Origin of the sequence: Sphingomonas sp. (assembly GCF_050725575.1) — a bacterium.
Taxonomy (GTDB): Bacteria; Pseudomonadota; Alphaproteobacteria; order Sphingomonadales; family Sphingomonadaceae; genus Sphingomonas.
The window spans coordinates 54,483-79,303 of the sequence record NZ_JBOHHW010000008.1 but is presented as its reverse complement, the minus strand read 5'-3'; the positions used below and the strand labels follow the sequence as shown (position 1 = coordinate 79,303).

The window sequence follows — 24,821 nt, the reverse complement described above, 5'->3', positions numbered from 1 at the left end:
GATGGTCGATGCCGGAAAAGGCCTTGCCGGGGTATCTGGGCTCAAATGCAGACCTATGCGATCCCCGAACTCAAGAAAATCGCGATCCAGATCGAAGCCCTGGCCGAGCCCGATAACGGCTTCAAGCCCGAGGCGATCAAGCTCCTGTTCCAGATGCAGGTCAACGCGGCCGTCAGTGTGATCGTCGCGATGACCGCGTTGACCATGCAGCTTGTGCAGGAGGCGATCAACGCGATCCTGTGCGCCGTGCGGGACCTGGTCAACGGCGCAGTCGGCATCCCGCTGATCTGACGTCCGGACCGTTATCGGTCAGGCATAAGCGTAGGGACCGCCCTTCTCCAGCGCGGTCTGGTACGCCGGGCGAGTATGGATTTTGTCGAGCCAGGCGATGGTTGCCGGGCGCGAGGCATCGAGGCCGCCACGGCTGCGTGCGGCTTCAAGCGGGAAGCTCATCATGATATCGGCCGCGGTCATCTCGTCGCCGGCAAACCAGGGACGGCCGGCAAGTTCGGCTTCGACATAGTCGAGATGCACATCGATCATCGGCTGGATCCGCTTCATCGCCTTCTTGCCGAACAGGGGAATGCGCGCGAGGACCAGTTTCAGCAGCAGCGGCGGCATCATCGAGCCCTCGGCATAATGCAGGAACTGGCGATAGCGCAGCACCGAATCGCGGTGCGCCAGCGGGCCAAGTTTGCCGTCGGCCTTCTCGACGAGATATTCGGCGATCGCGCCGGTTTCGGCGATCACGCGTCCGCCGTCTACATCCTTATCCTCGATCACCGGCGACTTGCCGAGCGGGTGAATGCGCTTGAGCTCGGGCGGCGCAAGCATCGTCGCCTTGTTCCGTTCATAGCGTTTGATCTCATAAGGCAGCCCAAGCTCTTCGAGCATCCACAGGATACGCTGCGAGCGCGAGTTTTCGAGATGATGGACGATGATGGTCATGGCAGTCCCTCTCCTGCTTTGCCCGCACGCTAGCGGCTCGGGAGATGATGTCGAGCGGGCAGCCACGTTCTTCGCGCGACAATCGTCACTCGAAAACGTCGGGAAACGCGAAAGGCCCGCCATGACAGGCGGGCCTTCCCATGTGTTTGCGACGCGCAAGACGCCGACTTGAAACTGGCGCGATCGTGACACCATCCCTCTCCCCGTCGGGAGAGGAAGATCTCACATCTCTTCGCCGTCATCCTCCGGCTCGGGGCCAGCCATCATTTCCTCGGCAACCTTGTCGGTGCGGGTGCGGATCGCCTTTTCGAGACGGTCGCACATTTCCGGGTTTTCCTTGAGGAAGGTCTTCGAATTCTCCCGGCCCTGACCAATGCGGACGCTGTCATAGGAGAACCAGGCCCCCGATTTTTCGACCAGCCCGGCCTTGACGCCGAGATCGAGAATCTCGCCGATCTTCGACACGCCCTGGCCGTACATGATATCGAATTCGACCTGCTTGAAGGGTGGCGCGACCTTGTTCTTGACCACCTTCACCCGCGTGGTGTTGCCGATGATCTCTTCGCGATCCTTGATCTGGCCGGTGCGGCGAATGTCGAGCCGGACACTGGCATAGAATTTCAGCGCATTGCCGCCCGTCGTCGTCTCCGGGTTGCCGTACATCACGCCGATCTTCATGCGCAGCTGGTTGATGAAGATCACCATGCAGCGCGAGCGGCTGATCGATCCGGTCAGCTTGCGCAGCGATTGCGACATCAGGCGCGCTTGCAGGCCGACATGGCTATCGCCCATCTCCCCCTCGATTTCGGCGCGCGGCACGAGTGCTGCGACCGAATCGATCACCAGCACGTCGATCGCGTTGGAGCGGACCAGTGTATCGACGATCTCGAGTGCCTGCTCGCCGGTATCCGGCTGCGACACGATCAGCTCGTCGATATTGACGCCGAGCTTCTTGGCATAAACCGGGTCGAGTGCGTGTTCGGCATCGACGAATGCCGCGGTACCGCCGCCTTTTTGCGCTTCGGCGATGACATGCAGCGCGAGCGTGGTTTTACCCGAGCTTTCCGGACCGTAAATCTCGATCACGCGGCCGCGCGGCAAGCCCCCGACGCCGAGCGCGATGTCGAGCCCGAGCGAGCCGGTCGAGATGACTTCGACCTGCATCGTCTCCTTGGAGCCGAGCTTCATCGCCGATCCCTTGCCGAAGGCACGATCGATCTGTGCGAGTGCGGCGTCGAGCGCCTTTTGGCGCTCAGTGGCCGCCTTATCGTTGGAAACTGCCATTTTGCTGTCGATGACCTTCAAATTCGCCGCCATTGGGAGCCTCCGCCGCTAGACCTATACCGCCACGCATTCAATGCGTGTTGGATTCATGTATCGCGTTTGTTCTCATAGAACAAGAGCGGAACATGAACTTTTTTCACAGAAACCATGGCGCCCCTTCCCCGACATGGACGTTAAACCGGCAATCCACCCGGTCAGCAGGGGAATAGTCATGTCCGACGCCTTCTCCACAATGGAGGTCGATACTGGCGAAACTCACATCTTTGCCCGCGTGAGCGGCTCGGGACCACCGCTGCTGTTGCTGCATGGTTTTCCCCAAACGCATCTCATGTGGCGCGACGTCGCGCCAACGCTCGCACGTCACTTCACGGTGATTTGCGCTGACCTGCGCGGATATGGGCAAAGCGGCTGTCCGGCATCGAGCGACGATCATGCGCCTTATGCGAAGCGCGCGATGGCGCAGGACATGATGCGACTGATGGCGTCGCTGGGTCATGATCGTTTCGCGGTGGCTGGCCATGATCGCGGTGGCCGGGTGGCCTATCGCCTTGCGCTCGACCACCCCGATCGCATCACCCGTCTCGCGGTCCTCGATGTGGTGCCCACAGCAATGGCCTGGGATCGCGCCGATGCACGCCTTGCCCTGGCCTTCTGGCCATGGTCGCTGCTCGCCCAACCCGAGCCGTTGCCCGAACGGCTGATTGCCGGTGCTCCCGATGCGGTGATCGCCGATGCAGTCAGCCAATGGGGTTCGGACAGCGCAGCCTTCCCCCCTGAAATTATCGCAGCCTATACGGACGCGCTACGCGATCCCGCCCATATCCATGCGATCTGTGAAGAATATCGCGCCGCAGCGACAATCGATCGCGAGCATGACGCCGCCGACCAGGAAGCCGGGCGCCGCATCGCATGTCCGACATTGGTTCTGTGGAGCGCGCGCGGCGGCCTGGCGCACTGGTATGCCGATGACGGCGGCCCGCTCGACCTATGGCGCGGCTGGAGCCAGGACGTCTGTGGCAAACCGATATCGGCCGGGCATTTCTTTGCGGAGGAAGCGCCCGATGAGACCGCAACGGCCCTGCGAAATTTCTTTCGCGACTGATCCTCCCGGATCAATCCCCCGGATCAGCCTAACGCATCCAGTGCTTTGGCCACGCCGTCCATCGTGAAGGGTTTGGCCAGCGTGGCGCGATCACGGTGCTGCTCGCTGATGCTTTCGGCGAGCCCACCGCTTGCGAACACGAAGGGAATATTGTTGCGGGCCAGCGCATCCGCGATCGGAAAGCTCTTTTCACCACCGCGCAGATTTACATCGAGGATCGCGGCATCGATTCCGCCTGCATCGATAAGTTTCAGCGCGTCGGCGATATTATCCGCGCTGCCGGCCAACTTCTTGCCGAGCACATCGAGAAAATCCTCGAGCATCAGCGCAATCAGGGGTTCATCCTCCACAATGAGGATATTCTGTGGCGAACTCATCCCGCGGCCTTAGCCAAACACCGTTCGCGCCGCCAAGTCATTTCGGCATCAAAACGCTACGAGCTGCCTCGGCAAGCTGCTGAACCGAAAAGGGTTTCGCGAGAAATTGAACATTGTCGAGGTCGATCGACTTGCGCAACGTCTCCTCGGCATAGCCCGACATGAACAGGATCGGCAGATCGGGATAGCGCTGACGAACCTGGCGAACCATGGTCGGACCGTCCATCAATGGCATCATCACGTCGGAGATGAGCAGATCGGGCTTCTCGCTGCGCGCGAGCACCTCAAGTGCGGCTTCACCATGTTCGGCGGTGAGAACGGTATAGCCCTGACGACTGAGCGCGCGTTCGGCGACGGCGCGGACCATGTCCTCATCCTCGACCAGCAGGATTGTCCCCGTGCCCCAGAGGTCGGCTGGCTTCTCCTTCGGCGCGGCACGGACCGTAGCCGGTGCGGGAGCCTCGATGACGCCACTTGCGGTATGCACGGGCAAATAGATGGTGAAGATCGCCCCGGGACCGGCCTTGTTGTTATCGGCGAAAATATAGCCACCCGACTGTTTGACGATGCCATAGACGGTCGACAGGCCGAGTCCGGTCCCCTTCCCCACTTCCTTGGTGGTGAAGAAAGGTTCGAAAATCTTGGGCAGGATATCGGCGGGGATACCGCTGCCGGTATCGGCGATCTCAAGCGCGATGTAATCGGCGATCGGCAGGATATCGGATCCCATCTTGCGTACATCGGCGATGGAAACCGATTTTGTCTGGATCGACAGCGTGCCGCCACCGCGCGGATCGCGTGCGAGCATCGCGTCGCGCGCATTGACCGCGAGATTGACGACCACCTGTTCGAGTTGGCCAGGATCGGCGCGCACCGGGCCGAGATTGCGGCCATGCTTGACGGTAAGCGCCACCGTTTCCCCCAGCAGCCGCTTGAGCAGGTTCGACACCTCGGAAATGACGTCGGGCAATTGCAGTACTTGCGGCCGCAAGGTCTGCTGGCGTGAAAAGGCGAGAAGCTGCCGGGTCAGACTGGCGGCGCGGTTCGAATTCGCGCGAATCTGCTGGATATCGTCATAATCGCTGTCGCCCGGCGTGTGGCGCATCAGCATCAGGTCACAATGCCCGATGATCGCGGTCAGGATATTGTTGAAATCATGCGCGACGCCCCCGGCGAGCTGACCGACTGCCTGCATCTTGGTTGCCTGTGCGACCTCGCGCTTGAGGCGGGTCTCCTCGCCATTGTCCTTCAGGCTAAGCAATACGGCAGCATCGCCCAGCCCGCGGGCGCCGGCGATCGACAGCGCAACCGGCTCATCGGGATGATCCTTCAGCCGAACCGCAAGATCGGTCGAATGAGTCGCACCATTGGCGAAGCGGCGGATCGCGTCTGCGACCACGCCCTTGTCCTCGCGCACCAGCAAGTCGCCGGGATAGAGCGGTGGAGCGGCGGCATCGACCAGAGCGGCACGCGCAAAGGCATCGTTCATCTGGATGAAACGGCCATCACGATCGACCAGCGCCATGCCGAACGGCATCAGGCTGACCAGGCTGCGCACATGCGCCGAGGCACTGGCACCGATCGCCGGGGTTTCACCACCACCTTCATCATCGAGCAAGGCGATCAGCATCGGTGCGTCCTCGCCCTCGAGGAAGGGGATCTGCAGGACGCGCAAGGGGGTGCCGGTCAGTCCCTCACGTTCGAACCGCACCAGCCCGTGGCTGTCGGTGATCAAGAAGCGCGCGAAGTCGCGCCCCGTGATCGCGCCCTCCTCATGCCCCATGGCGCGAGCGCGAAACACGCGGTTAGCGGCGCGGATACGACCATCGGGACCGATCAACGCAGTCATGATACCGGCCGCTGCGAGGCGGTCGCCGGTGCCGCCACCGATCATTCCCTCAACCGAAGAGGCGAGATCGAGTCCCTCGGCGCCACGGAAGCGCCACACCAGCAAATCCTCGTCGCGCCCCGCCCGCTCGACATGCGCCATGAGCGGCGTGCCCCGGGCGAGCAAACGGTCGACTCCTGCTTCGCCATCACGCCACGCAGCGCGCCCAGCCGCGCTGAGGCGGTCGATGCCCGCATCGTCGACCGGCAGGCCGGGCGGAGTCGGAAATCCGGCGAACAATGTTTCATAGCGGTCATTGGCGCAGACCAGGCGACCGGCGCGGTCGGTGATCGCAATGGCATCGGCACTGCTAGCGGCAAGCGTACGCGCGACGGTCCAATCGGCCTCGACCTCACCGGGCCGGGCCGGGGGGAACAAGCGCCGTGCGGCGACAAGGCCACCTGCGATAACCAGGCCGGTAGCAAGGAAGGCACTCGCGATCGCAAGGCTGCCGACCAGCCCGAGAATAATCAGGGCGGATGCCGCGCCGCACCCGCCCGCAATCAGCGCCGCGGTGCGTGCGGGACCGAATGAAGCAGCGGGAGAGGTGGGAAGACTGGCCATCGTCCGCCCCTCTTTGGCCGCGCTCGGAGTCGCGTCAAGCCGATTACCAGATCCGCACGCGCTGTTCCGGCGTCAGATACAGCTTTTCGCCCGCCTTGGGCACGAATGCGCCGTACCAGGGATCAAGATTACGCACGATCCAGGCCCGCTGTTGCGACGGGGCGTGTGGATCGGTCTTGAGCCGCTGGATCAAGTCCGCCTCGCGGTAGCTGCGCCGCCAGACCTGCGCCCAGCCGAGATAGAAACGCTGGTCGCCGGTAAAGCCGTCGATCACCGGCGCGGGCTTGCCGCCGAGCGACGCATGATAGGCATCGAACGCCGCGCTCAGACCGGCTAGGTCAGCGGTGTTCTCGCCCAGGGTGAGCGTGCCGTTGACCTTGCGGCCGGGCAGCGGCTCATAAGCCTCATACTGCGCGACGAGATTGCCGGTCAGCTTCTTGAAGCTTTCGACGTCCTTGGGTGTCCACCAGTCGGTAAGCTGACCCTTCAGGTCGTACTTGGATCCCTGATCGTCGAAATGATGGCTCATCTCATGACCGATGACTGCGCCGATGCCGCCATAGTTGATCGCGGGGTCGGCATTGGGATCGAAAAAGGGCGGCTGCAGAATCGCCGCCGGGAAAGTGATGGCGACCAAAGTCGGGTTGGCCTGGGCGTTGACCGTCATCGGTGCCAGTCCCCATTCCCAACGATAGATCGGCTTGCCGAGCTTCTCGACATTATACTGATGCGCCCATTGATTGGCGCGCAGCGTGTTGCCGAACGCGTCGCCGGCAACGATGCGCAACGCGGCATAATCGCGCCATTTGTCGGGATAACCGATGCGCGGCGTGAAAGCGGCCAGCTTGGCGTGCGCCTTCACCTTGGTTTCCGGCGCCATCCAGTCGAGCTTGTCGATCCGCACATTCATCGCTGCGATGATGTTCTTGACCAGTGCATCGGCAGCCGCCTTGGTTTCCGGCGGGAAATACCGCGCGACATAAAGCTTGCTGACATCGTCGGTCAGTATGCCGCTGGTGTAATCGACTCCGCGCTTCCATCGCGCCGGCTGTTCGGGCGTGCCCGACAGCACGGTGCTGTACATCGCAAAGGATTCCTTGTCGAAGGCCGCCGGAAGCACGCTCGCGAAACCGTCGAGCGAGCGGATCAGCAATTGGTCCTTGAGCACGCTCACCGGTGTCTCGCCAATCAGCTTCGCCGTACCGGTGATGGCACTTGGCTGGCCGACGACCACTGTCGCGGCAGGAATACCGATACCCTTGAAATAGGTCACGAAATCGAAGCCCGGCGCAGCCTTGGCGAGATCCGCGACTGTCATCTTGTTATAGGTCTTGTTGGCGTCGCGGCTTTCGGCACGAGTCCAGCTGATCCGGGCGATGCCGGTTTCGAAATTGACGATCGCCTTGGCGCGCGCATCCGCATTGGATTCGCCGGCCAGCGTGAACATCCTGGCGATATGCGTCTGATAGGCCGCCTTCGCCGCAACCAGTTTCGCGTCGTTGGCGTCGATATAGAAATCGCGATCCGGCAGACCCAGGCCGCCCTGACGCATCTGCAGCACATAATGCTCCGGATCCTTCTGATCCTGCGAGACCCCGGCGCTGAACGGCACACCGACGCCGTTGCGATCGGCCTCGGCCACCAGCGCGGCATAGCCCGTACTGAATTTCAACGCCTTGATCCGGTCGAGCCAGGGCTTGATCGGGGCCAGCCCTTTCGCCTCGATCGCGGCTTGGTCGAGATAGGCGGCATAAGCAGCGCCGATCTTCGATCCCGGCTTGGCCGCCTCGGCTTCGAGAATGCCCTTGGTGCGATCGCGCGACAGATCCTGCAATAGGTCGAACGCGCCATAATTGGCCTTGTCCGCCGGGATCGGAGTGTTCGCCGCCCATCTGCCGTTGGCAAAGCCGTAGAAATCGTCGCCCGGCCTAACGCTGCGGTCCATGCCGGTTTCATCGAAGCCAAAGCTGCCGAGCGCCGGTTTTGCCGCCGTTGGTGTTGGCGCCGCTTCCGCCGTCGTGCCGGGCCCGGCCACCGGCGCGCTGGCGGTGCAGGTGGCAAAAATGGAGACAGACAAAAACAAGGCTGTGAGCGGCGATCTGGACATGCTGGCATCCCTGGGGACAGGAGGAGGATGCCGTGTTCTAGTCAAACAATACGCCGCGTCAATTTGCCGGTTCGAGGAGGTTGGACCGGCGGCGATTGCGCCATTTGCGGGCTATCCACAGCCGCCAGCCGAGTGCGCTGCCAAAATAGCCGACAACGGCAAAAACAATCGTGATCACGAACAACCCGACGATCGTCGCTGGCGCGGCTTCGGACATAATCCAGCTCAGCCAACTCGCATTGGCCGCAACCGTGTCGGCGATCGGGCTTCCCGGCACGTGCGAGTCCAGCCGCAACACCCAGCGCCCGATCCAATAGGCGGCAACCCAAAGTGGCGGCGTGGTGAATGGATTGGTGATGAAAGTGGTCAGTGCCGCCGCCGGAATATTGGCGCGGAACGGCAGCGCAAGGACGGCCGACAATGGCACCTGTGCGACTGGCGCAAGGATGCCGGTTACCATGCCGAGCGCGACGCCGCGCGGTACCGACCGGCGGGTGAAGCGCCATAGCTCGGGCCGCAGCACGCGGTGCGCGACGGGCTTGAGAAAGCGGTTGCTCTCCATGCTTTCGCGCGTCGGCATGTTGCGGCGGCACCATGCGACGAACTTGGCGAACACCCCCTGCTCAGCCACGATCACGCATCAATCTTCCCTGCTCGCGCTTCCAGTCGCGCTCCTTGATCGTCTCGCGCTTGTCATGCGCCTTTTTACCCTTCGCCAACGCCAGCTCCACCTTCGCCTTGCCCGACGAATTGAAATAGATCGACAGCGGCACGAGCGTCATGCCCTCGCGCGCCACCGCCCCGTGCATCTTGTTTATCTCGCGCTCATGAAGGAGCAATTTACGGGGGCGTTTCGGCTCATGGTTGAAACGATTGCCGTGGGAAAATTCCGGCACATTGGAATTGATCAGCCAGACCTGGCCGTCATCGACCTCGGCATAGCTCTCCGCGATCGACCCCTGGCCGGTCCGCAGGCTCTTCACCTCAGTGCCGGTCAGCGCGATACCTGCTTCGTAGACCGTCTCGATCGCATAATCGAACTTGGCGCGCCGGTTCTCGGCGACGATCTTGGTCTTTTCGAAGGTAGCGGGTTTGGGACGTGCCATGGGAGGTGGGCATGTAGGCGCGAGCGCCGCAGATTGGAAGCGCAGCGAATAACTTCACGCCCAATACAAACGGCAACTATTCAGAGCGCCGCGCTCAGCGCCGCATCCACCGCCCGCTGACTCGCTTCATTCGGCCAGGTCATCGGCAGACGTAACGCCACCGGCCATTCCGGCCGCAGCTTGCCCAGCGCGTATTTCACCGGCCCCGGTGACGCATCGGTAAACATCGAGACGTGCAGCGCATATAGCCGGTCGTGCAATGCCAGCGCGCCGGCAACATCACCGGCCGCCCATGCCGCCTGGAAATCGGCGCAGAGCCGTGGCGCGATATTCGCGGTGACCGAGATGCAGCCGACTCCGCCCATCGCATTGAAGGCCAAAGCGGTCTCATCATTGCCGGACAATTGGACAAACGACGCTCCGCAGCCGGCGCGCTGTTCGGTGACGCGGCCGAGTGAACCGGTCGCGTCCTTCACGCCGATGAAGATATCCGGAAATGCCTGAACGATCCGCGCCATCGTCGCCGGCTGAATATCGGTCACGGTACGGCCCGGGACATTGTACAGGACGATCGGCAGCGGCGTTTCCTTCGCCACGGCTTCGAAATGCCGGAATATCCCTTCCTGGCTCGGGCGATTATAATAGGGCGGCACCATCAGCGCTGCATCGGCACCCGCTTCCTTCGCTGCCTTCACATTGGCGATTGCCACGCGCGTGTCATTGGATCCCGCCCCCGCCAGGATCGGCACCCTGCCCTTCGCCTGATCGACGCAAATGCGCACGACATGGAAATGCTCTTCCGCGCTCAGCGTCGCGGCCTCGCCGGTCGTGCCGCACGGCACCAGCCCGGCAGAGCCCTCCGCGATCTGCCACTCGACGAAATTGCGATAGGCTTTTTCCGCAAAGGAGCCGTCCGCCTCGAACAGCGTGACGAGCGCCGGGATCGATCCCGAAAACATGGTTGATTTGCTCCCGCGGGGCGACGAATCCCCACTTTTTCGTGATTTGTGGGGGACAAATAGGGACCGATCGCCTATTCTGTCCACATGATAGCATCGGTCTTCAAATCGGCAGTGTTTTTTGCCGGCGTATCCGGACTTGCCGTCGCGTCAGGCGTACCGCAGGAACAGCTCGGCTGGGGCCGCGCGCAGCAATTGCTTCAGGGGCAGACGCCCCAGAGCAACGCAATGGCCGCGGCGATCAGTGAATGGAATTCGCTGCGTCAATCGAGCAGTTACCCGTTCGATAGTTATGCCCGCTTTCTGATCGCGCATCCCGGCTGGCCCGGGGAAAATGCACTTCGCCGTACCGCCGAACGCTCGATGGAAACCGGCAACTGGTCGCCCGCGACCGCGGTCGCCTTTTTCCGCCGCCATCCACCGCTGACCGGAACCGGCAAGACGCGGTTCGCCGAAGCGCTCGCGCTGACCGGTGCGCGCGACGAAGCCCTGTTCGCGGCGCGCAAGGCATGGGTGTCGGGCCCGCTGTCCGTCACTGACGAAGCGAAGCTGATCTCGGGCTTCTCCGGAGCGCTCCGCCCCGAGGATCATGATGCCCGCATGGACGAGTTGTTGTGGCAGAGTGCGACGCAATCGGCGCAGCGCCAGATGGCATTGGTCAGCCCGGGCAAGCGTGGGCTGTACGAGGCGCGCCTCGCGTTCCGCACCAATGCCGCCAATGCGTCGGACCTCTCCGCTGCGACCCAGTCGGCGGGCGCCAATGATCCCGGCTATATCGCCGACCGCGCGATCTGGTTGCGCAACAATAATGCCGGGCCAAGCGCACGATCCTGGCTGGCACGGCCGCGCTCGCTGACCAGCCGGCCCGGCGATGTCGAGAAATGGTTCGAGGTGCTGCTGACCAATGCGCGCGGCGCGGCGAACGACAGCCAGTATCAGACTGCCTATGACATCGCGAGCAAGGTCGATGACGCCTATCCGGCCGGCACCGATGTCAGCCGCACACCGCTCGGCGAGCGTGACGATTACACCAGCCTGGTATGGCTGGCGGGGCAGACTGCGCTCAAGAAGCTCTACAAGCCGGCCGATGCAATCGGCATGTACGAACGCTATGCCCTGGGATCGCTGACGCCGCAGTCGCAGTCCAAGGGCTATTACTGGGCTGGCCGCGCCGCCGAGGCGGCCGGGCGCACGGCGGACGCCAATGCCTTCTTCACCCGGGCCGCTGGCTATCGCGACCTGTTTTATGGCCAGCTGGCGATTGAACGCCTTGGCTGGCCGATGACGCCGCCGGCCAGTACCGCGCCACGCCAGGTGACTGATGCGGTGAGCAACGCTTTCTATGCGCGGGAGACGGTGCGTGCCGCGCAATATCTCGGCACGGTCGGGCGCTGGGAGGATCAGACCGCGTTCGTGCGCCAGATCGCGATCGACGCGAAGACCGACAGCGATCACATCCTGGCGACCGAATTGTCGCGCACGCTCGGCCGGCCCGATCTCGGCGTGATGGTCGGTCGCAGCGCGCTGCAAAACGGCTTCACCGATTACACTACGGTCGCCTTCCCCAATGTGCGCGTGCCGGAGACTCAGGCCAGCAACTGGACGATGATCCACGCGATCGCCCGGCAAGAAAGCCAGTTCGACCGTGCTGCGATCAGTCATGCCGGCGCCCGCGGGCTGATGCAGTTGATGCCCGGCACGGCGCGCGAGACGGCGGGGAAGATGGGCCTGTCCTATGACGCCGGCGCGCTGACCACCGACACCGATTACAATATCCAGCTTGGATCGACCTATTTCCAGCGCATCTACAATAACTACGGCAGCTATCCGCTGGCCGTCGCGGCGTACAACGCCGGGCCGGGTAATGTTAACAAATGGCTCCGCGCCAATGGCGATCCCCGTGGCGGCGGGGTCGACATGGTCGATTGGATCGAAGCGATACCGATCCAGGAAACGCGCAATTATGTGCAGCGCGTGCTGGAAAATGCGGTCGTCTATGACCTGATGAACCCGGCGCGGTCACGCTCGTCCGGCGCGAACCGGATCAGCTGGTATCTGGGCAAGCAGCGCCCGGGCTGACGCCCATGGACCAGCCCAACTACATCACGCCCGCCGGCTATGCCGCGCTCAGCGCCGAATATCGCCAGCTGCTCGGTGAGGAACGGCCCAAGCTGGTCGATGTCATTTCCTGGGCCGCCGGCAATGGCGACCGGTCGGAAAATGGCGACTATATCTATGGCCGCAAAAGGCTGCGCGAAATCGACCGGCGGCTCGGCTGGCTCGCCCGGCGGATGAAAGCGGCCAAGGTGATCGACCCGGCAGCACAACCCGATCGCAACCGGGTCTTTTTCGGCGCAACCGTCACCATCGCCGATGAGGACGATGCCGAACGCGTCCTGACCATCGTCGGCGATGACGAGACCGAAACCGGATCGGGCAGGATCGGGTGGGGGGCTCCGCTTGCCCGTGCGCTCCGCGGTGCGGCGGTCGGCGATGTGCGTCGCGTGATTCTGCCTAGCGGCGAGAAGGAGTATGAGGTCATCGCGATCGCCTATCCGGCAACCGAGCGTTTCAGCGCGATCGATTGACCCGCCGACGGGTGCGTGAAACGATGCGGTATCGAAACAAGAGGATATCCGTCATGCCGATCCCAGCCACCTGGTCGCCCAGATTGCTCGCCTTGCTCCGCATCGTTGCCGGCATCACCTTCCTGCACCACGGCGTGTCGAAATTCTTCAACATCCCGCCCTTCCCGATGCCGCTCAATCCGGTGCTGTATGCCGCGGGCACGCTGGAGCTTGTCGGTGGCGCGCTGATCATCATCGGCCTGTTCACCCGCCCGGTCGCATTCATCCTGTCGGGCATGATGGCGGTAGCCTATTTCATTGCCCACGCACCGAAGGGCTTTTATCCATCAGCCAATGGCGGTGAAGCAGCGATCCTCTATTGCTTCATCTTCCTGTATCTCGCGGCAGCCGGCGCCGGTGCCTGGAGCGTCGACGCGGCCCGCAACCGCGCCTGAGAACGTCGCAGCACGACCAAGGCTGCCGAGAATACGACGGATTCCCGGCGGCTTGTGCTCCAACGCGTTTACGCTGTGCTAGCCTGTCGCAGCGGCGATCCTCACGGTTGCTCGCTGTCAGATGGGGGGTGCAATGGCGTCGACGCAGCGTGTCTTCATCAGCGGCAAGGTTCAGCATATCGGCTTTCGCGACTGGATCGTGCGCAAGGCGCATGACAACGGCGTGACCGGCTGGGTCCGTAACCTGCGCGACGGTCGGGTCGAGATGCTGGTGATCGGCGAAGCGGATGACGTCACGGCGTTCCTCGATGCCTGTCGCCAGGGCCCGGAGCTTGCACGGATCGACAGCCTTGAGGCACGCCCCGACACGGAACGGGCGCCCAAGGGCTTCACCAAGCGATTTACTGCCTGAAACAACAAACGCAGGGTGACGCCATCGCTTACCCAGTGCAGGATGGCGCGATGACCGATACTCTTCCCACCGGCAATGTTGCGCTGCTGATCGACGCGGACAATGCCTCACCCGCAGCGATCGACCCGGTGCTGACCGCACTCGCTGATCTCGGCACCGTTAATGTCCGGCGCATCTACGGCAATTGGAACAAGCCTGCCCTGAAAGGCTGGGAGGCGGTCGCGCTGCGTTACGCACTCGAGCCGCAACAGCAATTCGACCTGACCAAGGGCAAGAACGCGACCGACATGAAAATGACGATCGACGCGATGGATCTGCTCGCCAGCGGCCGCGTGACCGGGTTCGGTATCATGTCGTCGGACAGCGATTTCATGCCGCTGGTGACGCGTATTCGTCAGGACGGGCTGAAGGTTTACGGCTTTGGCCGCGCGACCACACCCGAGGGCTTTCGCGCGGCCTGCAACCGTTTCATCGACGTGGCGGAGTTGATCGCCCGCAAGGAGCCAGCCCCCCCTCTCCCGGTCACTGCAGCATCGGGCAAGGTGCGCGACGGGATCGAGCCTGACGTGGTGAGCATGCTGATTGACGCCTATAACGCATCGAAACGCGACACAGATGGGTTCGCCTCATTGAGCGAAGTGGGCCTGCGCGCCAGCAACCGGTCGAGTTTCGACGTCCGCAACTACGGCTATGGCCGGCTGTCGGACATGTTCGAGGCAGTACCCGGCTTCATCGTCGATCGCCGTGATGGCGGGGCGTTCGTCAAACTGAAGAAATAAGGAGGTCGCCTTGCGCGGACTGATTATCGCCACCGGAGCCCTTTTGCTTGCGGCCCCGGCATTGGCCCGGGATGCAGCACCACCGCGTGCCACGGTCGATCCCGCGCGGCTGTCGGACATCGTCAAGACACTCGCATCGGATGAATATGACGGGCGTGCTCCGGGGACGGCCGGAGAGCGCAAGACGATTGATTTCCTGATCGCGCGTTTCAAGGCGATGGGGCTTGAGCCGGGCGGCGACAGAGGCGGCTGGACCCAGGCTGTTCCCTTGATCCACACCCGGATCGGCACCGGCGGATCGGTCTCGCTGACGGTCGCCAGTGGCCAACCCATCTCGCTTACCCAGTCTACTCAGATCAACCTGACCACAGTGCGCGATGCGCCGCACATCGACATCGCCACGGCGCCGCTGGTGTTCGTCGGTTATGGAGTCAGCGCGCCGGAAGCCGGCTGGGACGACTTCAAGGGTCTGGACCTGAAGGGGAAAGTCGCGATTTTCCTGGTCAACGATCCCGATTTCGAGGCGGTCGCCGGCGAAGATGCAGTCGGCCGGTTTGGCGGGCGACGCATGACCTATTACGGCCGCTGGACCTACAAGTTCGAGGAGGCGGCGCGGCGTGGCGCCGTCGCCGCACTAATCGTCCATGATACCGGGGGCGCCGGGTATGGCTGGAGCACCGTAGCGGCGTCGAACGGCGAGAATTTCGATATCGTACGCTCTGCCGACGATCCACGCGTTCCGCTGCAAGGTTGGATCGAACATGATACTGCGACTCGCATCTTCACGGCCGCCGGGCTCGATCTTGCCGCGTTGCGCATCCAGGCGCGTTCGGCCGGCTTTCGGCCAGTAGAATTCAAGGGGCTGAGCTTCAACGCCGCCCTGCCAGTCAATGTCGAGCGGATCGAAAGCGCGAATGTTCTCGCCGCTCTACCTGGCCGGACGCGCCCAGACGAAAGCATCATGTTTGCAGCGCACTGGGACGCTTATGGCGCAGGGCCGGCCGATGCGCAGGGCAAGACGATCCGCCCCGGCGCGAACGATGATGGGCTCGGCGTGGCCGGCGTGCTCGAACTGGCGCGCGTGTTCAAGGCAGCACCGCGTGCCGACCGGACCATGGTCTTCGCACTGTGGACGGGTGAAGAACGCGGCCTGCTCGGTTCGGAATATTACGCCACCCATCCGCTTCGTCCACTCAGCAAGACGGCAGCGAACCTGACCCTGGATATCCTGCAAACCGCTGGTCCAGCGAGCGATGTGATTCTGGTCGGCGCAGGCAATTCTTCGCTCGACACCGACCTCACGGCCGCCGCGAAAGCGCAGGATCGCGTCATCACGCCGGAGACCTTTTCGGAACGTGGCCTATTCTACCGCGCCGATCATTTCTCAGTCGTTCGCCGGGGCGTGCCGTCGCTCCTGCTGATGGCGCTGGGCGGTGCTTCAGACCTGAAAGCGGGTGGTCGTGCGGCCGGTCAGAAATGGCTCGACGACTATATGACCTGTTACCACAAGACCTGCGACGCTTGGTCCTCCGGCTGGGATCTGCGCGGCGCGGTGGCGGATGTGGCGCTGTTCCAGACAATCGGCGGTTTGCTCGCCAATTCACGCAGTTGGCCGGCGTGGAGCAAGGGCTCCGAATTCGAAGCGATCCGGGCGAAAACGGCTACCGAGCGCCGCTAAGCGCCTCTGGCCATGGCCCCGACCGACTGATCATCGGCCGGGGCCCTTCACGCCATCAGCGCGTGAGCTTCTTGTAAGCGAGGCGCGTCGGGCGGTCGGCCGCATCGCCCAGGCGGCGGCGCTTGTCCTCCTCATAGCTCTCGAAATTGCCCTCGAACCATTCGACATGGCTGTCACCCTCGAACGCGAGGATGTGAGTGGCAAGGCGATCGAGGAAGAAGCGGTCATGGCTGATGACCACGGCGCAGCCGGCGAAACTCTCCAGCGCCTCTTCGAGCGCACGCAGCGTTTCGACGTCGAGATCGTTAGTCGGTTCGTCGAGCAGCAGGACGTTGCCGCCCTCCTTCAGCATCTTGGCGAGATGGACGCGGTTGCGCTCACCGCCTGACAGCTGGCCGACCTTCTTCTGCTGATCCTGGCCTTTGAAGTTGAACGCGCCGACATAAGCCCGCGTGCCGATCTCCTGCTTGCCGAAGCGGAACACGTCCGAACCGCCGGAAACTTCTTCCCATACGGTCTTGGTCGGGGTCAGGTCATCGCGGCTCTGATCGACATAGCCGAGCTTGACCGTCTGGCCGACCTCGATCTCGCCGCCATCGGGCTGTTCCTGGCCGGTGATCAGCTTGAACAGGGTCGACTTGCCCGCGCCGTTCGGACCAATCACGCCTACAATGCCGCCAGGCGGCAGATTAAAGTCGAGATTCTCGAACAGCAGCTTGTCGCCATAGGCCTTGGTCAGGCCCTTGGCCTCGATCACCCGGCCGCCGAGGCGCTCGGGCATCTGGATCAAGATCGCGGCCTTGCCGACGGTGCGATTCTCCTGCGCGGCGACCAGTTCGTCGAACGCGCGGATACGCGCCTTGGACTTGGTCTGGCGCGCCTTGGGCGTCTGGCGGATCCAGGCCAGTTCGTCCTGGATCGCCTTCTGCTTGCCCTGCTCCTCGCGCTCCTCCTGTTCGAGCCGCTTGGCCTTCTTTTCGAGATAGCCGGAATAGTTGGACTCGTAGGTGTAGTAGCGTCCGCGATCGAGCTCGAGCACCCAGTTAACGACGTTATCGAGGAAGTAGCGGTCATGGGTCACGAGGATGACGTTGCCGACATATTCCTTGAGGAAATTCTCCAGCCAGGCGACGCTTTCGGCATCGAGATGGTTGGTCGGTTCGTCGAGCAGCAGGATATCGGGCTTTTCGAGCAGCAGCTTGCACAGCGCGACGCGGCGCTTCTCACCGCCAGACAAGTTGGTCACCGGCGAATCGCTCGGCGGGCAGCGCAGTGCTTCCATCGCTTGTTCGAGCTGGCTGTCGAGCGCCCAACCATCCACCGCGTCGATCTTTTCCTGCAGCTCGCCCATTTCGTTCATCAGCGCGTCGAAATCGGTCGTATCGGTCGGATCGCCCATCTCGGCGGTGATCGCATTGAAGCGCTCGACCATCTGCGCGACGGGACCAGCGCCCATTTTCACATTTTCGATCACCGTCTTGGTCGGGTCGAGTTGCGGCTCCTGCGGCAAGTAGCCGACCTTGATCCCTTCGGCGGCCCAGGCCTCGCCGGTGAAATCGGGGTCGATGCCGCCCATGATCTTCATCAGGGTCGACTTGCCCGATCCGTTCGGCCCGATGATCGCGATCTTCGCGGTCGGGAGGAACTGCAGGTGGATATTGTTGAGCACCGGCTTGGCGGCACCGGGGAAGGTCTTGGTCAGACCCTTCATCACATAGCTATACTGGACGGCCATCGGGGGTCGTGCTCCGCGAGATTGAATGTTCGAAATGGATGTTCGAAAAGGTCGGGGCGCATGTAGTGGGCGTTGACGCGGTTGGCAAACGTCGCCCGCCGCAAATTCAGTGCGTCCTGCGCTTGTGGAACCCCCGCCCTTGGCTCTAAGCCGCTGGCCATCACGAAAAGGCCGTTGAGCGACGCTCGTCTTGCGAGCCGACAGGCTCGAGGCAAATGGAGATCCTATGTCGCGCACCACAGCCCTGATCGCCGCACTCGCCGCCACCACCCTGACCACCCCGGTTCTGTCCCAGACCCGCCCGACCACCGCGGCCGCTGCATCGGTCGCCGCCGATGTGGCAAAGCTGCGCGATACTGCGCTGAAGGATGAAGTGGCGTACAATATCATCGAAGGGATCACGACCGAGGTCGGGCCGCGTCTCGCCGGCACCGAGGCCGAAGCGCGGGCGCGGACCTGGAGCCTGGCGAAGCTGAAGGCGCTGGGCTTCAAGAATGTCCGGATCGAACCCTATCAGATGCCGGTCTGGGTGCGCGGCGAAGAAACTGCCGAAGTGATCTCGCCCTTCCCGCAGAAACTGCGCCTCACGGCGCTCGGCAATTCCAGCGCGACTCCACCGGAAGGGCTGACCGCGGAGATCGTCTATTTCCCCAGCGTCCAGGATCTCCAGGCCGCGCCGGAAGGCAGTCTGAAGGGCAAGATCGCCTTTGTTTCGAACGCGATGGTCGCGACTCAGGACGGATCGTCCTACGGCACGTTCGGTCTCGCACGCTTTGCCGGGCCGAACATCGCCGCGACCAAGGGCGCGGCAGCGATCGTCATCCGCTCGATCGGCTCCGATCATGGCCGCGGCCCGCATGCAGGCCTCACCAATTTCGCCGCCGGCGTCACGCCGATTCCATCGGCGGCACTATCGACCGCGGATGCCGACAATCTCTCGCGCATGGTCGCGCGCGGCAAGCCGATCATGCTTAAGCTCGTGCTGACGCCACGCCAGATCGGCACGCAGGAATCGGGCAATGTCGTCGCGGAAGTGCCGGGTTCAGACCCGGCGGCCGGCGTGGTGCTGATCGGCGGCCATCTCGACAGCTGGGATCTGGGCACCGGCGCGATCGATGATGGCGCGGGGATCGCGATCACCGCGGCTGCCGCGAAATATTTTCTCACCGGCCCCAAGCCGCGCCGGACGATTCGCGTGGTGTGGTTCGGGTCGGAAGAAGTCGGCGGTTTTGGCGGACGCGCCTATGCCGAGGCGCATGGCAAAGAACGCCATGCCGCCGCCGCCGAATCGGATTTCGGCGCCGATCGAGTCTGGCGAGTCGAAACCAATTTGCCGGACAGTGCGAAGGCGGCAGGCGACCGGCTCGCCGCGGCGCTTGCGCCGCTCGGCATCGTGCGCGGCAAGGAACTAGCCGGAGACGGCGCCGATGTAGGACCGATGATGAAGGCCGGAGTCGCCGCAATCGACCTGAATCAGTCGGGGCAGCGCTATTTCGATTATCATCACACGCCCGAGGATACGCTGGATCGGATCGACCCGGCGCAGCTCAGCCAGAATGTGGCAGCCTGGACCACGATGCTCGCCGTGATCGCCAACGCACCTGAGGAAATTGGGGCGGTAACCCCGAAATAAGCGACGAACCGAGTGACCAGAACCTTGCGGCAAGCTGAATTAAGGCAGGATCGTGATCAAATTGCGATTGACGGTGCGATATTCGCCGCTATTTGCTCAAGCTTCGTGACAGCATTCGGGCTGGCCGCGAATATTGCTATGCTTGGGAGCAACCGCATGAAGAAAATCGCCTTTGTTCTCGCCGCCGCCGGCCTGATGTCCGTGGCAGCCTGCACCAAGTCGCCGGAAGCCGCAGCCGTTGAAAACAACGCTGAGATGGTTGCCGACAACCTCGAAATGGGCGCTGACAACCTCGAAGCAGCTGCTTCGAACACTGCCGACGCGATCACCGAGAACGCCGGCAACGTTGCTGACAACCTGAACGCAGCAGCCGACAACGTTCGCGAAGCCGCGGACGCCAAGGTCGACAACATGTAATCAGCTCGGTCGGGCTTCGGCCCGATCGGTTTGAGCAGACAGGGCGTCCCCTCGGGGGCGCCCTTTTTGTTGCGCCTGGCAAAACGATAGAAAGCTATCGCGCGGCTTCAGGCACAACCAGTTGCTCCTATCCCTCGATATAATCCAGATAGCTCACGACATCATCGCTGGTTTGCAGGAACAGCCCGTCCTGCACGTCGTCAGGCTGCGCCGCGGCAAGCGCCAAGGCTTCGCTCAGCGCCCCGTACAGCAGCGTCACAGCGGCGCCGTCGTCGCCCAGATGATAGAGCCTGACCGCGACATCGTCGGAAATGGTGCGCATGATGAGTCTCGCCTGCAGGTTTACCGGACGGCGAAGACAATATTCACGATCGCAGCGCAATCATCATCGCATCAGGCACATCGAATATAGATCGGATTCCCGATCAACTTCGGATGACTGCCCGTCAACACGGTTGCGCTGATCCAGCCACAGGCCGAGGCTCGATCCAGCGTGAACGAACTCCATTGATCGGCCATCGTCACCGGCGCCTGTAACGGCTCCAAGGGGCTCCCGTTGGAGATTACCTGGATGTTGCCCCCGGACATGCCGACAACATGCACCTTGAGCTCGAGCGCCCCGCTCAGCGGCAAGGTCTGACCCATCACGGCATTGATAGTGCCGGAAACGGCCTGCAGTTCGAGGAGCCGGTCATGACTCCCCTCGACGTCGATAAACACGTTCCCGGCACGAATACCCGCCAGGATCGCGGGCGTAGATAACGCCTCGGCATGCACGACGGTGGTCGGCCGGCCGATCGGCGCCTTGCCGGGTGGCGCATCGGGATCGTGATTGTCACTGCCGCCAATGCCGGTCAGGCGATGCCCTTCGTTGAGCCGGGCATACCAGAAGCCGACCCCTGCCAAAGGGCCTTCCGCCATGGCGCCGTTGACTGCTTCGATCGCGGTGACACCGGCATAGTCGGTCGCCGGCCATGTCCAGCCGCATCCCATGCACAGCTCGCCCGAGGGCAGCGCGGGATGATTGATCGACATGATCGCGCCAGCCTCGGCGACCTTGCGCTCCAGCGCCCCAACATTCGGCACATCCTTGCCGCCAACCCGGAAGTCCACGAAATGTGATGGCGCGAAAATATTGGCGTGACCGCTAAAGGTGGTGACCTCCACGCCGGGGATCAACAACAGCCGGTCGAACCAGGGCTGGAGCTCGCGCAAGCCCCCGAAATGGGCGACCGTATTGTGATCAGTGACAGCGACGAAATCGAGTCCCGCCTTCGCCGCCGCCTCGACGGTACGGAACAAGGGACAAGGTACCCGCTTGCCCGACTGGCTGAGGCAGCTGCCATCGCTATTGGCGTCATGCATGTGCAGGTCGCCGCGGTACCAACCGGGCGCGTCCTTCAATGGCGGGTCGGCAATCGCAGCACTTGCCCTGCGCGCCTTGCCGCGGTCGAAGAAGACGCTGACGGTATAGGTGCTGCGGCTCCCCCCCCGGGCATTGGGTACGCCAAGGATAACACGCCAACGGCCGGCGGGAATGACCCCCGCAAGATAACCGGGAGATGCGTCGCTCGGGCTGATCGTAAAGCGGTCGCGCGTTCCTCCACTCCATCCACGGAAGACTGCAGGGTCCCGCACGCCCATATCGATGACCGTCTTGTTGGTTTTGTCATAAGACAGGATCACGGTGACCCGTTCGACGCCCGTCGGTACGTCGAACGGCACGTCCCTATAATGCTGGTGATCCGCCTCGGTCACGACTCCCTCAACGCGAAAATCGGCGGCTGGCGCCGATTCGGCAGCCGCGGGAGAAGCGACCGCCATAAGGCACAGGAACAAAGGCAGGAACCGAACAGGCATCATCAGAACTTGAAATCCACCGCGAACCGGACGTTGCGCCCGACGATCGGCCGCCCGATGAACAACTGATCGTTCGCCTGACCGCTGGTCAGTTCGCCGGCGCGAGGGTTGCCCTCGGTCAGGCCAAGCTGGTTGGTCAGATTGTCGCCGTAAGCCCAGAGCGTGATCTGGTCGGTCAAGCCGAACCGGACGCTGGCGTTGATCACGGTATAGGCCGGCAGCTTCGAAAGGTTTGCGGCATCGGCATACCGATCCGAATAATGTTCGACATCCATTTGCGCGCGGAAGCGCTTGTCGAACAGATTGACGCCCGGCGTCGCCCGAAGCGCGAGCTTCGGCACGCGAAGCAGCTGATTGCCCGAATAATCGCGTGGGGTCAGCGTCGTGCCGGACAGTTCGTTAAAACGCAGGTTGCGGAAGGTCGCTTCCTGCACCGTCGCATTGATCGTGAAGTCGAACCAGTCGATCGGCCGGATCGTGCCCTCCAGTTCAACGCCATAAGCGCGCGTGTCGGTATAGACGGTTTGCGAGGTATAGCCGCCGGAGACGCTGTCGAACTGGAAGTTCGAGATCGAGAAAGAATCGAAATCGGTCAGGAAGCCGGTGGCATAGGCGCTGAACAACGGAGTCGAGGCCTTCACTCCGGCTTCCCACATGCGAATGCCCTGAATGACCGGTACCGCCGTGGCGCTGGTGATGAAGCTGCCGACGCTGGGGAGGCGGAAGGTGGACGTATAGCGACCGAACGCCCCAGCCGAGTCGCTGAACTGCCAATTGGCGCCGATCGTGAAGCCGACATGATCGAAACGCCGGTTGAACGGCGTGAAGATGCCGTTTCCGGTCAGCACGCTGTTATCAGCGAGCGTCGAGGCATCGCCGAGATCGACCGTCTTCGTCCCCTCCTGCGATCCCTTGGTCGTGACGCGCTCATAGCGGATGCCTCCATCGATCCTGAGTTGCGGCGTCAGCTGCCATTCGTCCGATGCATAGACCGCGATGGTATCCGACGAACCCGAGCCATTGGCAAATTCCGATCCGTAGCGTGACACGCCATTCTGCGTCAGCGACCCGACCACCTGGCCGGCGGCGTTGATCGCGACGAGATCGAGCAGGCGCGAATTATCCGATACGTCCTGCAGCGTGGTTGCCGAATAGCGGCGGAACGTCTCGTCGATATGCGCGAAATAGACGCCGAACGCGATGTCGTGCGTCTGGCCGAACAGGTCGAACTTGCGGGTCAGGCGCAAATCGTCGAGAAATTCGCTCTCATCAACCGTCACCGGCCGGGCACTGTTCTCAAAGATCAGGCCATTGCCGTTCTGGCCCGCGAGATCGAACGCCTGTCCAGTGTCGGTGTAGCGCAGCACCACGCGCGTAGCATCCGGATGGGCCTTGAGCAGCGCGGTCTGTTTCGAGCCGACATAGGCCGCACCGGTATTGATCGCAGCCGGGTAGACGCCGTTGCGCACGGTGTTCGAATCGCGATAGCGCGCCTTGTTCGACAGCGTCCAGCCATCGCCGAAGTCCCAGTCCGCCATCGCCGAAAACTGATCCAGGCGAATGCTGCTGCCATCGGTATTATCGAACGACACCGGACCATTAGCGCTGCGCAGCGTTAGGAAGGCGCTCGCCCGGCTCGCGGTGGTGCCATAATGCGGGTCGAAGCCGGCAATGCCGACGATATCGCCCTTACGATCCTTAGTCAGCGGGATACCGGTATAGAAGATCGCATTGTCGGAGAGCCGCTTGTAGCTGAGGCTGACATGGCCATTGCCGAAGTCGCGCGACAGATCGGCGCGAATCTGGCCGCCCTTGTTCCCGGTATAGCCGGGATCGCGCACGCCGCGTTCATTGCGATAGAACCCCCCAACATCGAACTTCCAGCCCCCGCCGATCGGCCCGCCGACCCAGCCGTCGAAGCGATACAGGTCAGCGGTCGGACCGTAGAGGATCCGCGCATTGCCCGACAGCGACTCGCCTGGCCGCTTGGTGATGAAATTGACCACGCCGCCCGGCGCATTCGGCGAAAAGACCGACGACGGACCACCGCGCACGACTTCGATCCGATCGATCGATTCGTCCATGCGGAATGCCTGGTCGGCGTTGAGATAACCCAGCGCCGGATCATGCTGCACCGGCAGGCCATCCTCAAGCAGGTTGATCGACCCGAACCCATCGACCGGAATGCCGCGCGCGCGGACATTGCCGCTGCCTTCACCACCCGAGGCCTCGACCCAGAAGCCGGGCACGGACTTCAACGTCTCGGTCACGCTTGACGGCGCCCGCGACCGAAGCGACTCGTTCGACAAGGTGGTAACCGCGTAGCTGGTTTCGAGCTTGGTGCGCTCGCCACTACCGGCACGCCCGGTCACGATGATGTCCTCATCCGAATTCTGGGTGTCTGCCAGCGTGGTTTCCGCGACCGCCTGGGCGAGCGCCGAGGTACCGCACATCATCGACAGGACGGCCATGCCCAGTCCGGCCATCTTGGCTTCCTTCATCATTCGCGCTTCCCTTTAATCTCTGGCGGATCTGGCGATCCCGCTAGGATCGGCGCGTTGCGCTTTCGCGATGATCGGGCGACGGAATGATGACGGAACCGGTGACTTAATTTGACAGTCGCCGGATCCAACGCGTGGCGGTAGAGGCGCACGGCCCGCCGAACCGGCACATGGCTTTCTAGTATCGATCGGTCCGAACCGCCCCGCGAGCCGGCTTTCGTCATCAATTTAAGCGCCCGGCCATCTGGCAGAATACGCTGCTCCGTCGTTGTTAAGTCGGAGAATCTGCAAGGAATCACGCTTTATTTTCAGCGTGTTGATCCCGATTACCGCTGTTATGGATAACAGCGCATAACAGCGGATGCGGCGTCGCAGACGTCCGATCATATCACGATGAGAAACAGCGCGGCGCAGCCGGATAAAGCCTTGCCCGGCTCGATGCCATGACA

General features: G+C 62.7%; 22 protein-coding genes. 10 read left to right on the top strand and 12 right to left on the bottom strand.

Annotation, left to right across the window (positions count from 1 at the left end):
* Nucleotides 1-45: 45 nt before the first annotated feature.
* Nucleotides 46-291, top strand: coding sequence for a hypothetical protein (locus ACRECS_RS07960; RefSeq protein WP_431582426.1), 246 nt, complete (start codon nucleotides 46-48; stop codon nucleotides 289-291).
* An 18-nt stretch (nucleotides 292-309) separates the two neighbouring features.
* On the opposite strand, the gene ACRECS_RS07955 is transcribed toward ACRECS_RS07960, so the two are convergent.
* Nucleotides 310-948, bottom strand: a complete 639-nt coding sequence (locus tag ACRECS_RS07955) for a glutathione S-transferase family protein (protein WP_431582425.1) — start codon at nucleotides 946-948, stop codon at nucleotides 310-312.
* 222 nt (nucleotides 949-1,170) lie between these two features.
* Nucleotides 1,171-2,265 (bottom strand): recombinase RecA, encoded by a 1,095-nt coding sequence (recA, locus tag ACRECS_RS07950; protein WP_034159557.1) that lies wholly within the window; start codon nucleotides 2,263-2,265, stop codon nucleotides 1,171-1,173.
* A gap of 178 nt (nucleotides 2,266-2,443) precedes the next feature.
* Here recA and ACRECS_RS07945 point away from each other — a divergent pair, with 178 nt between their 5' ends.
* Entirely contained in the window at nucleotides 2,444-3,334 is an 891-nt protein-coding gene (locus ACRECS_RS07945; protein WP_431582424.1) for an alpha/beta fold hydrolase, read from the top strand.
* A 23-nt stretch (nucleotides 3,335-3,357) separates the two neighbouring features.
* Here the strand turns inward: ACRECS_RS07945 and ACRECS_RS07940 are convergent, their stop codons facing one another.
* From ACRECS_RS07940 to dapA, 6 genes are all read right to left on the bottom strand, one after another.
* Nucleotides 3,358-3,711, bottom strand: a complete 354-nt coding sequence (locus ACRECS_RS07940) for a response regulator (RefSeq protein ID WP_431582423.1) — start codon at nucleotides 3,709-3,711, stop codon at nucleotides 3,358-3,360.
* 37 nt (nucleotides 3,712-3,748) lie between these two features.
* Nucleotides 3,749-6,163, bottom strand: a complete 2,415-nt coding sequence (locus tag ACRECS_RS07935) for a response regulator (RefSeq protein ID WP_431582422.1) — start codon at nucleotides 6,161-6,163, stop codon at nucleotides 3,749-3,751.
* 43 nt (nucleotides 6,164-6,206) lie between these two features.
* Entirely contained in the window at nucleotides 6,207-8,270 is a 2,064-nt protein-coding gene (locus ACRECS_RS07930) for a M13 family metallopeptidase (RefSeq protein ID WP_431582421.1), read from the bottom strand.
* 58 nt (nucleotides 8,271-8,328) lie between these two features.
* Nucleotides 8,329-8,850 carry a DUF2062 domain-containing protein gene (locus ACRECS_RS07925; RefSeq protein WP_431582484.1) on the bottom strand — a complete coding sequence of 174 codons (522 nt, stop codon included), beginning with the start codon at nucleotides 8,848-8,850 and terminating at the stop codon, nucleotides 8,329-8,331.
* A gap of 43 nt (nucleotides 8,851-8,893) precedes the next feature.
* Nucleotides 8,894-9,376, bottom strand: a complete 483-nt coding sequence (smpB, locus tag ACRECS_RS07920) for an SsrA-binding protein SmpB (protein ID WP_431582420.1) — start codon at nucleotides 9,374-9,376, stop codon at nucleotides 8,894-8,896.
* An 80-nt stretch (nucleotides 9,377-9,456) separates the two neighbouring features.
* On the bottom strand, nucleotides 9,457-10,335 hold the full coding sequence (gene dapA / locus ACRECS_RS07915) for a 4-hydroxy-tetrahydrodipicolinate synthase (RefSeq protein WP_431582419.1): 879 nt from the start codon (nucleotides 10,333-10,335) through the stop codon (nucleotides 9,457-9,459).
* 87 nt (nucleotides 10,336-10,422) lie between these two features.
* Here dapA and ACRECS_RS07910 point away from each other — a divergent pair, with 87 nt between their 5' ends.
* The 6 genes from ACRECS_RS07910 to ACRECS_RS07885 all read left to right on the top strand — a co-directional run bounded on the left by ACRECS_RS07910 (nucleotide 10,423) and on the right by ACRECS_RS07885 (nucleotide 16,226).
* Nucleotides 10,423-12,414, top strand: coding sequence for a lytic transglycosylase domain-containing protein (locus ACRECS_RS07910; RefSeq protein WP_431582418.1), 1,992 nt, complete (start codon nucleotides 10,423-10,425; stop codon nucleotides 12,412-12,414).
* Nucleotides 12,415-12,419: 5 nt separating this feature from the next.
* Entirely contained in the window at nucleotides 12,420-12,923 is a 504-nt protein-coding gene (gene greB / locus ACRECS_RS07905; protein WP_431582417.1) for a transcription elongation factor GreB, read from the top strand.
* A gap of 53 nt (nucleotides 12,924-12,976) precedes the next feature.
* Nucleotides 12,977-13,357 carry a DoxX family protein gene (locus tag ACRECS_RS07900; protein WP_431582416.1) on the top strand — a complete coding sequence of 127 codons (381 nt, stop codon included), beginning with the start codon at nucleotides 12,977-12,979 and terminating at the stop codon, nucleotides 13,355-13,357.
* A 133-nt stretch (nucleotides 13,358-13,490) separates the two neighbouring features.
* Nucleotides 13,491-13,769, top strand: coding sequence for an acylphosphatase (locus ACRECS_RS07895; protein ID WP_431582415.1), 279 nt, complete (start codon nucleotides 13,491-13,493; stop codon nucleotides 13,767-13,769).
* A gap of 50 nt (nucleotides 13,770-13,819) precedes the next feature.
* Nucleotides 13,820-14,548, top strand: a complete 729-nt coding sequence (locus tag ACRECS_RS07890; protein ID WP_431582414.1) for an NYN domain-containing protein — start codon at nucleotides 13,820-13,822, stop codon at nucleotides 14,546-14,548.
* Nucleotides 14,549-14,558: 10 nt separating this feature from the next.
* Nucleotides 14,559-16,226, top strand: a complete 1,668-nt coding sequence (locus ACRECS_RS07885; protein ID WP_431582413.1) for a M28 family metallopeptidase — start codon at nucleotides 14,559-14,561, stop codon at nucleotides 16,224-16,226.
* A gap of 55 nt (nucleotides 16,227-16,281) precedes the next feature.
* On the opposite strand, the gene ettA is transcribed toward ACRECS_RS07885, so the two are convergent.
* Nucleotides 16,282-17,961 (bottom strand): energy-dependent translational throttle protein EttA, encoded by a 1,680-nt coding sequence (gene ettA / locus ACRECS_RS07880; protein ID WP_431582412.1) that lies wholly within the window; start codon nucleotides 17,959-17,961, stop codon nucleotides 16,282-16,284.
* Between the two features lie 226 nt (nucleotides 17,962-18,187).
* Between ettA and ACRECS_RS07875 the strand changes: the two genes are divergently transcribed.
* On the top strand, nucleotides 18,188-19,594 hold the full coding sequence (locus ACRECS_RS07875) for a M20/M25/M40 family metallo-hydrolase (protein ID WP_431582411.1): 1,407 nt from the start codon (nucleotides 18,188-18,190) through the stop codon (nucleotides 19,592-19,594).
* Between the two features lie 12 nt (nucleotides 19,595-19,606).
* Nucleotides 19,607-20,011: a hypothetical protein gene (locus ACRECS_RS07870; RefSeq protein ID WP_431582410.1), complete on the top strand. Its 405-nt coding sequence runs from the start codon at nucleotides 19,607-19,609 to the stop codon at nucleotides 20,009-20,011.
* A 127-nt stretch (nucleotides 20,012-20,138) separates the two neighbouring features.
* On the opposite strand, the gene ACRECS_RS07865 is transcribed toward ACRECS_RS07870, so the two are convergent.
* The 3 genes from ACRECS_RS07865 to ACRECS_RS07855 all read right to left on the bottom strand — a co-directional run bounded on the left by ACRECS_RS07865 (nucleotide 20,139) and on the right by ACRECS_RS07855 (nucleotide 24,375).
* Nucleotides 20,139-20,333 carry a hypothetical protein gene (locus ACRECS_RS07865; protein WP_431582409.1) on the bottom strand — a complete coding sequence of 65 codons (195 nt, stop codon included), beginning with the start codon at nucleotides 20,331-20,333 and terminating at the stop codon, nucleotides 20,139-20,141.
* 71 nt (nucleotides 20,334-20,404) lie between these two features.
* The gene (locus tag ACRECS_RS07860; protein ID WP_431582408.1) at nucleotides 20,405-21,769 is read right to left on the bottom strand and encodes a CehA/McbA family metallohydrolase; all 1,365 of its coding nucleotides are present in this window, start codon (nucleotides 21,767-21,769) and stop codon (nucleotides 20,405-20,407) included.
* Between the two features lie 104 nt (nucleotides 21,770-21,873).
* A complete protein-coding gene (locus ACRECS_RS07855) occupies nucleotides 21,874-24,375 on the bottom strand; it encodes a TonB-dependent receptor (protein ID WP_431582407.1) in 2,502 nt (833 codons plus the stop codon).
* Between the last annotated feature and the right edge of the window lie 446 nt (nucleotides 24,376-24,821).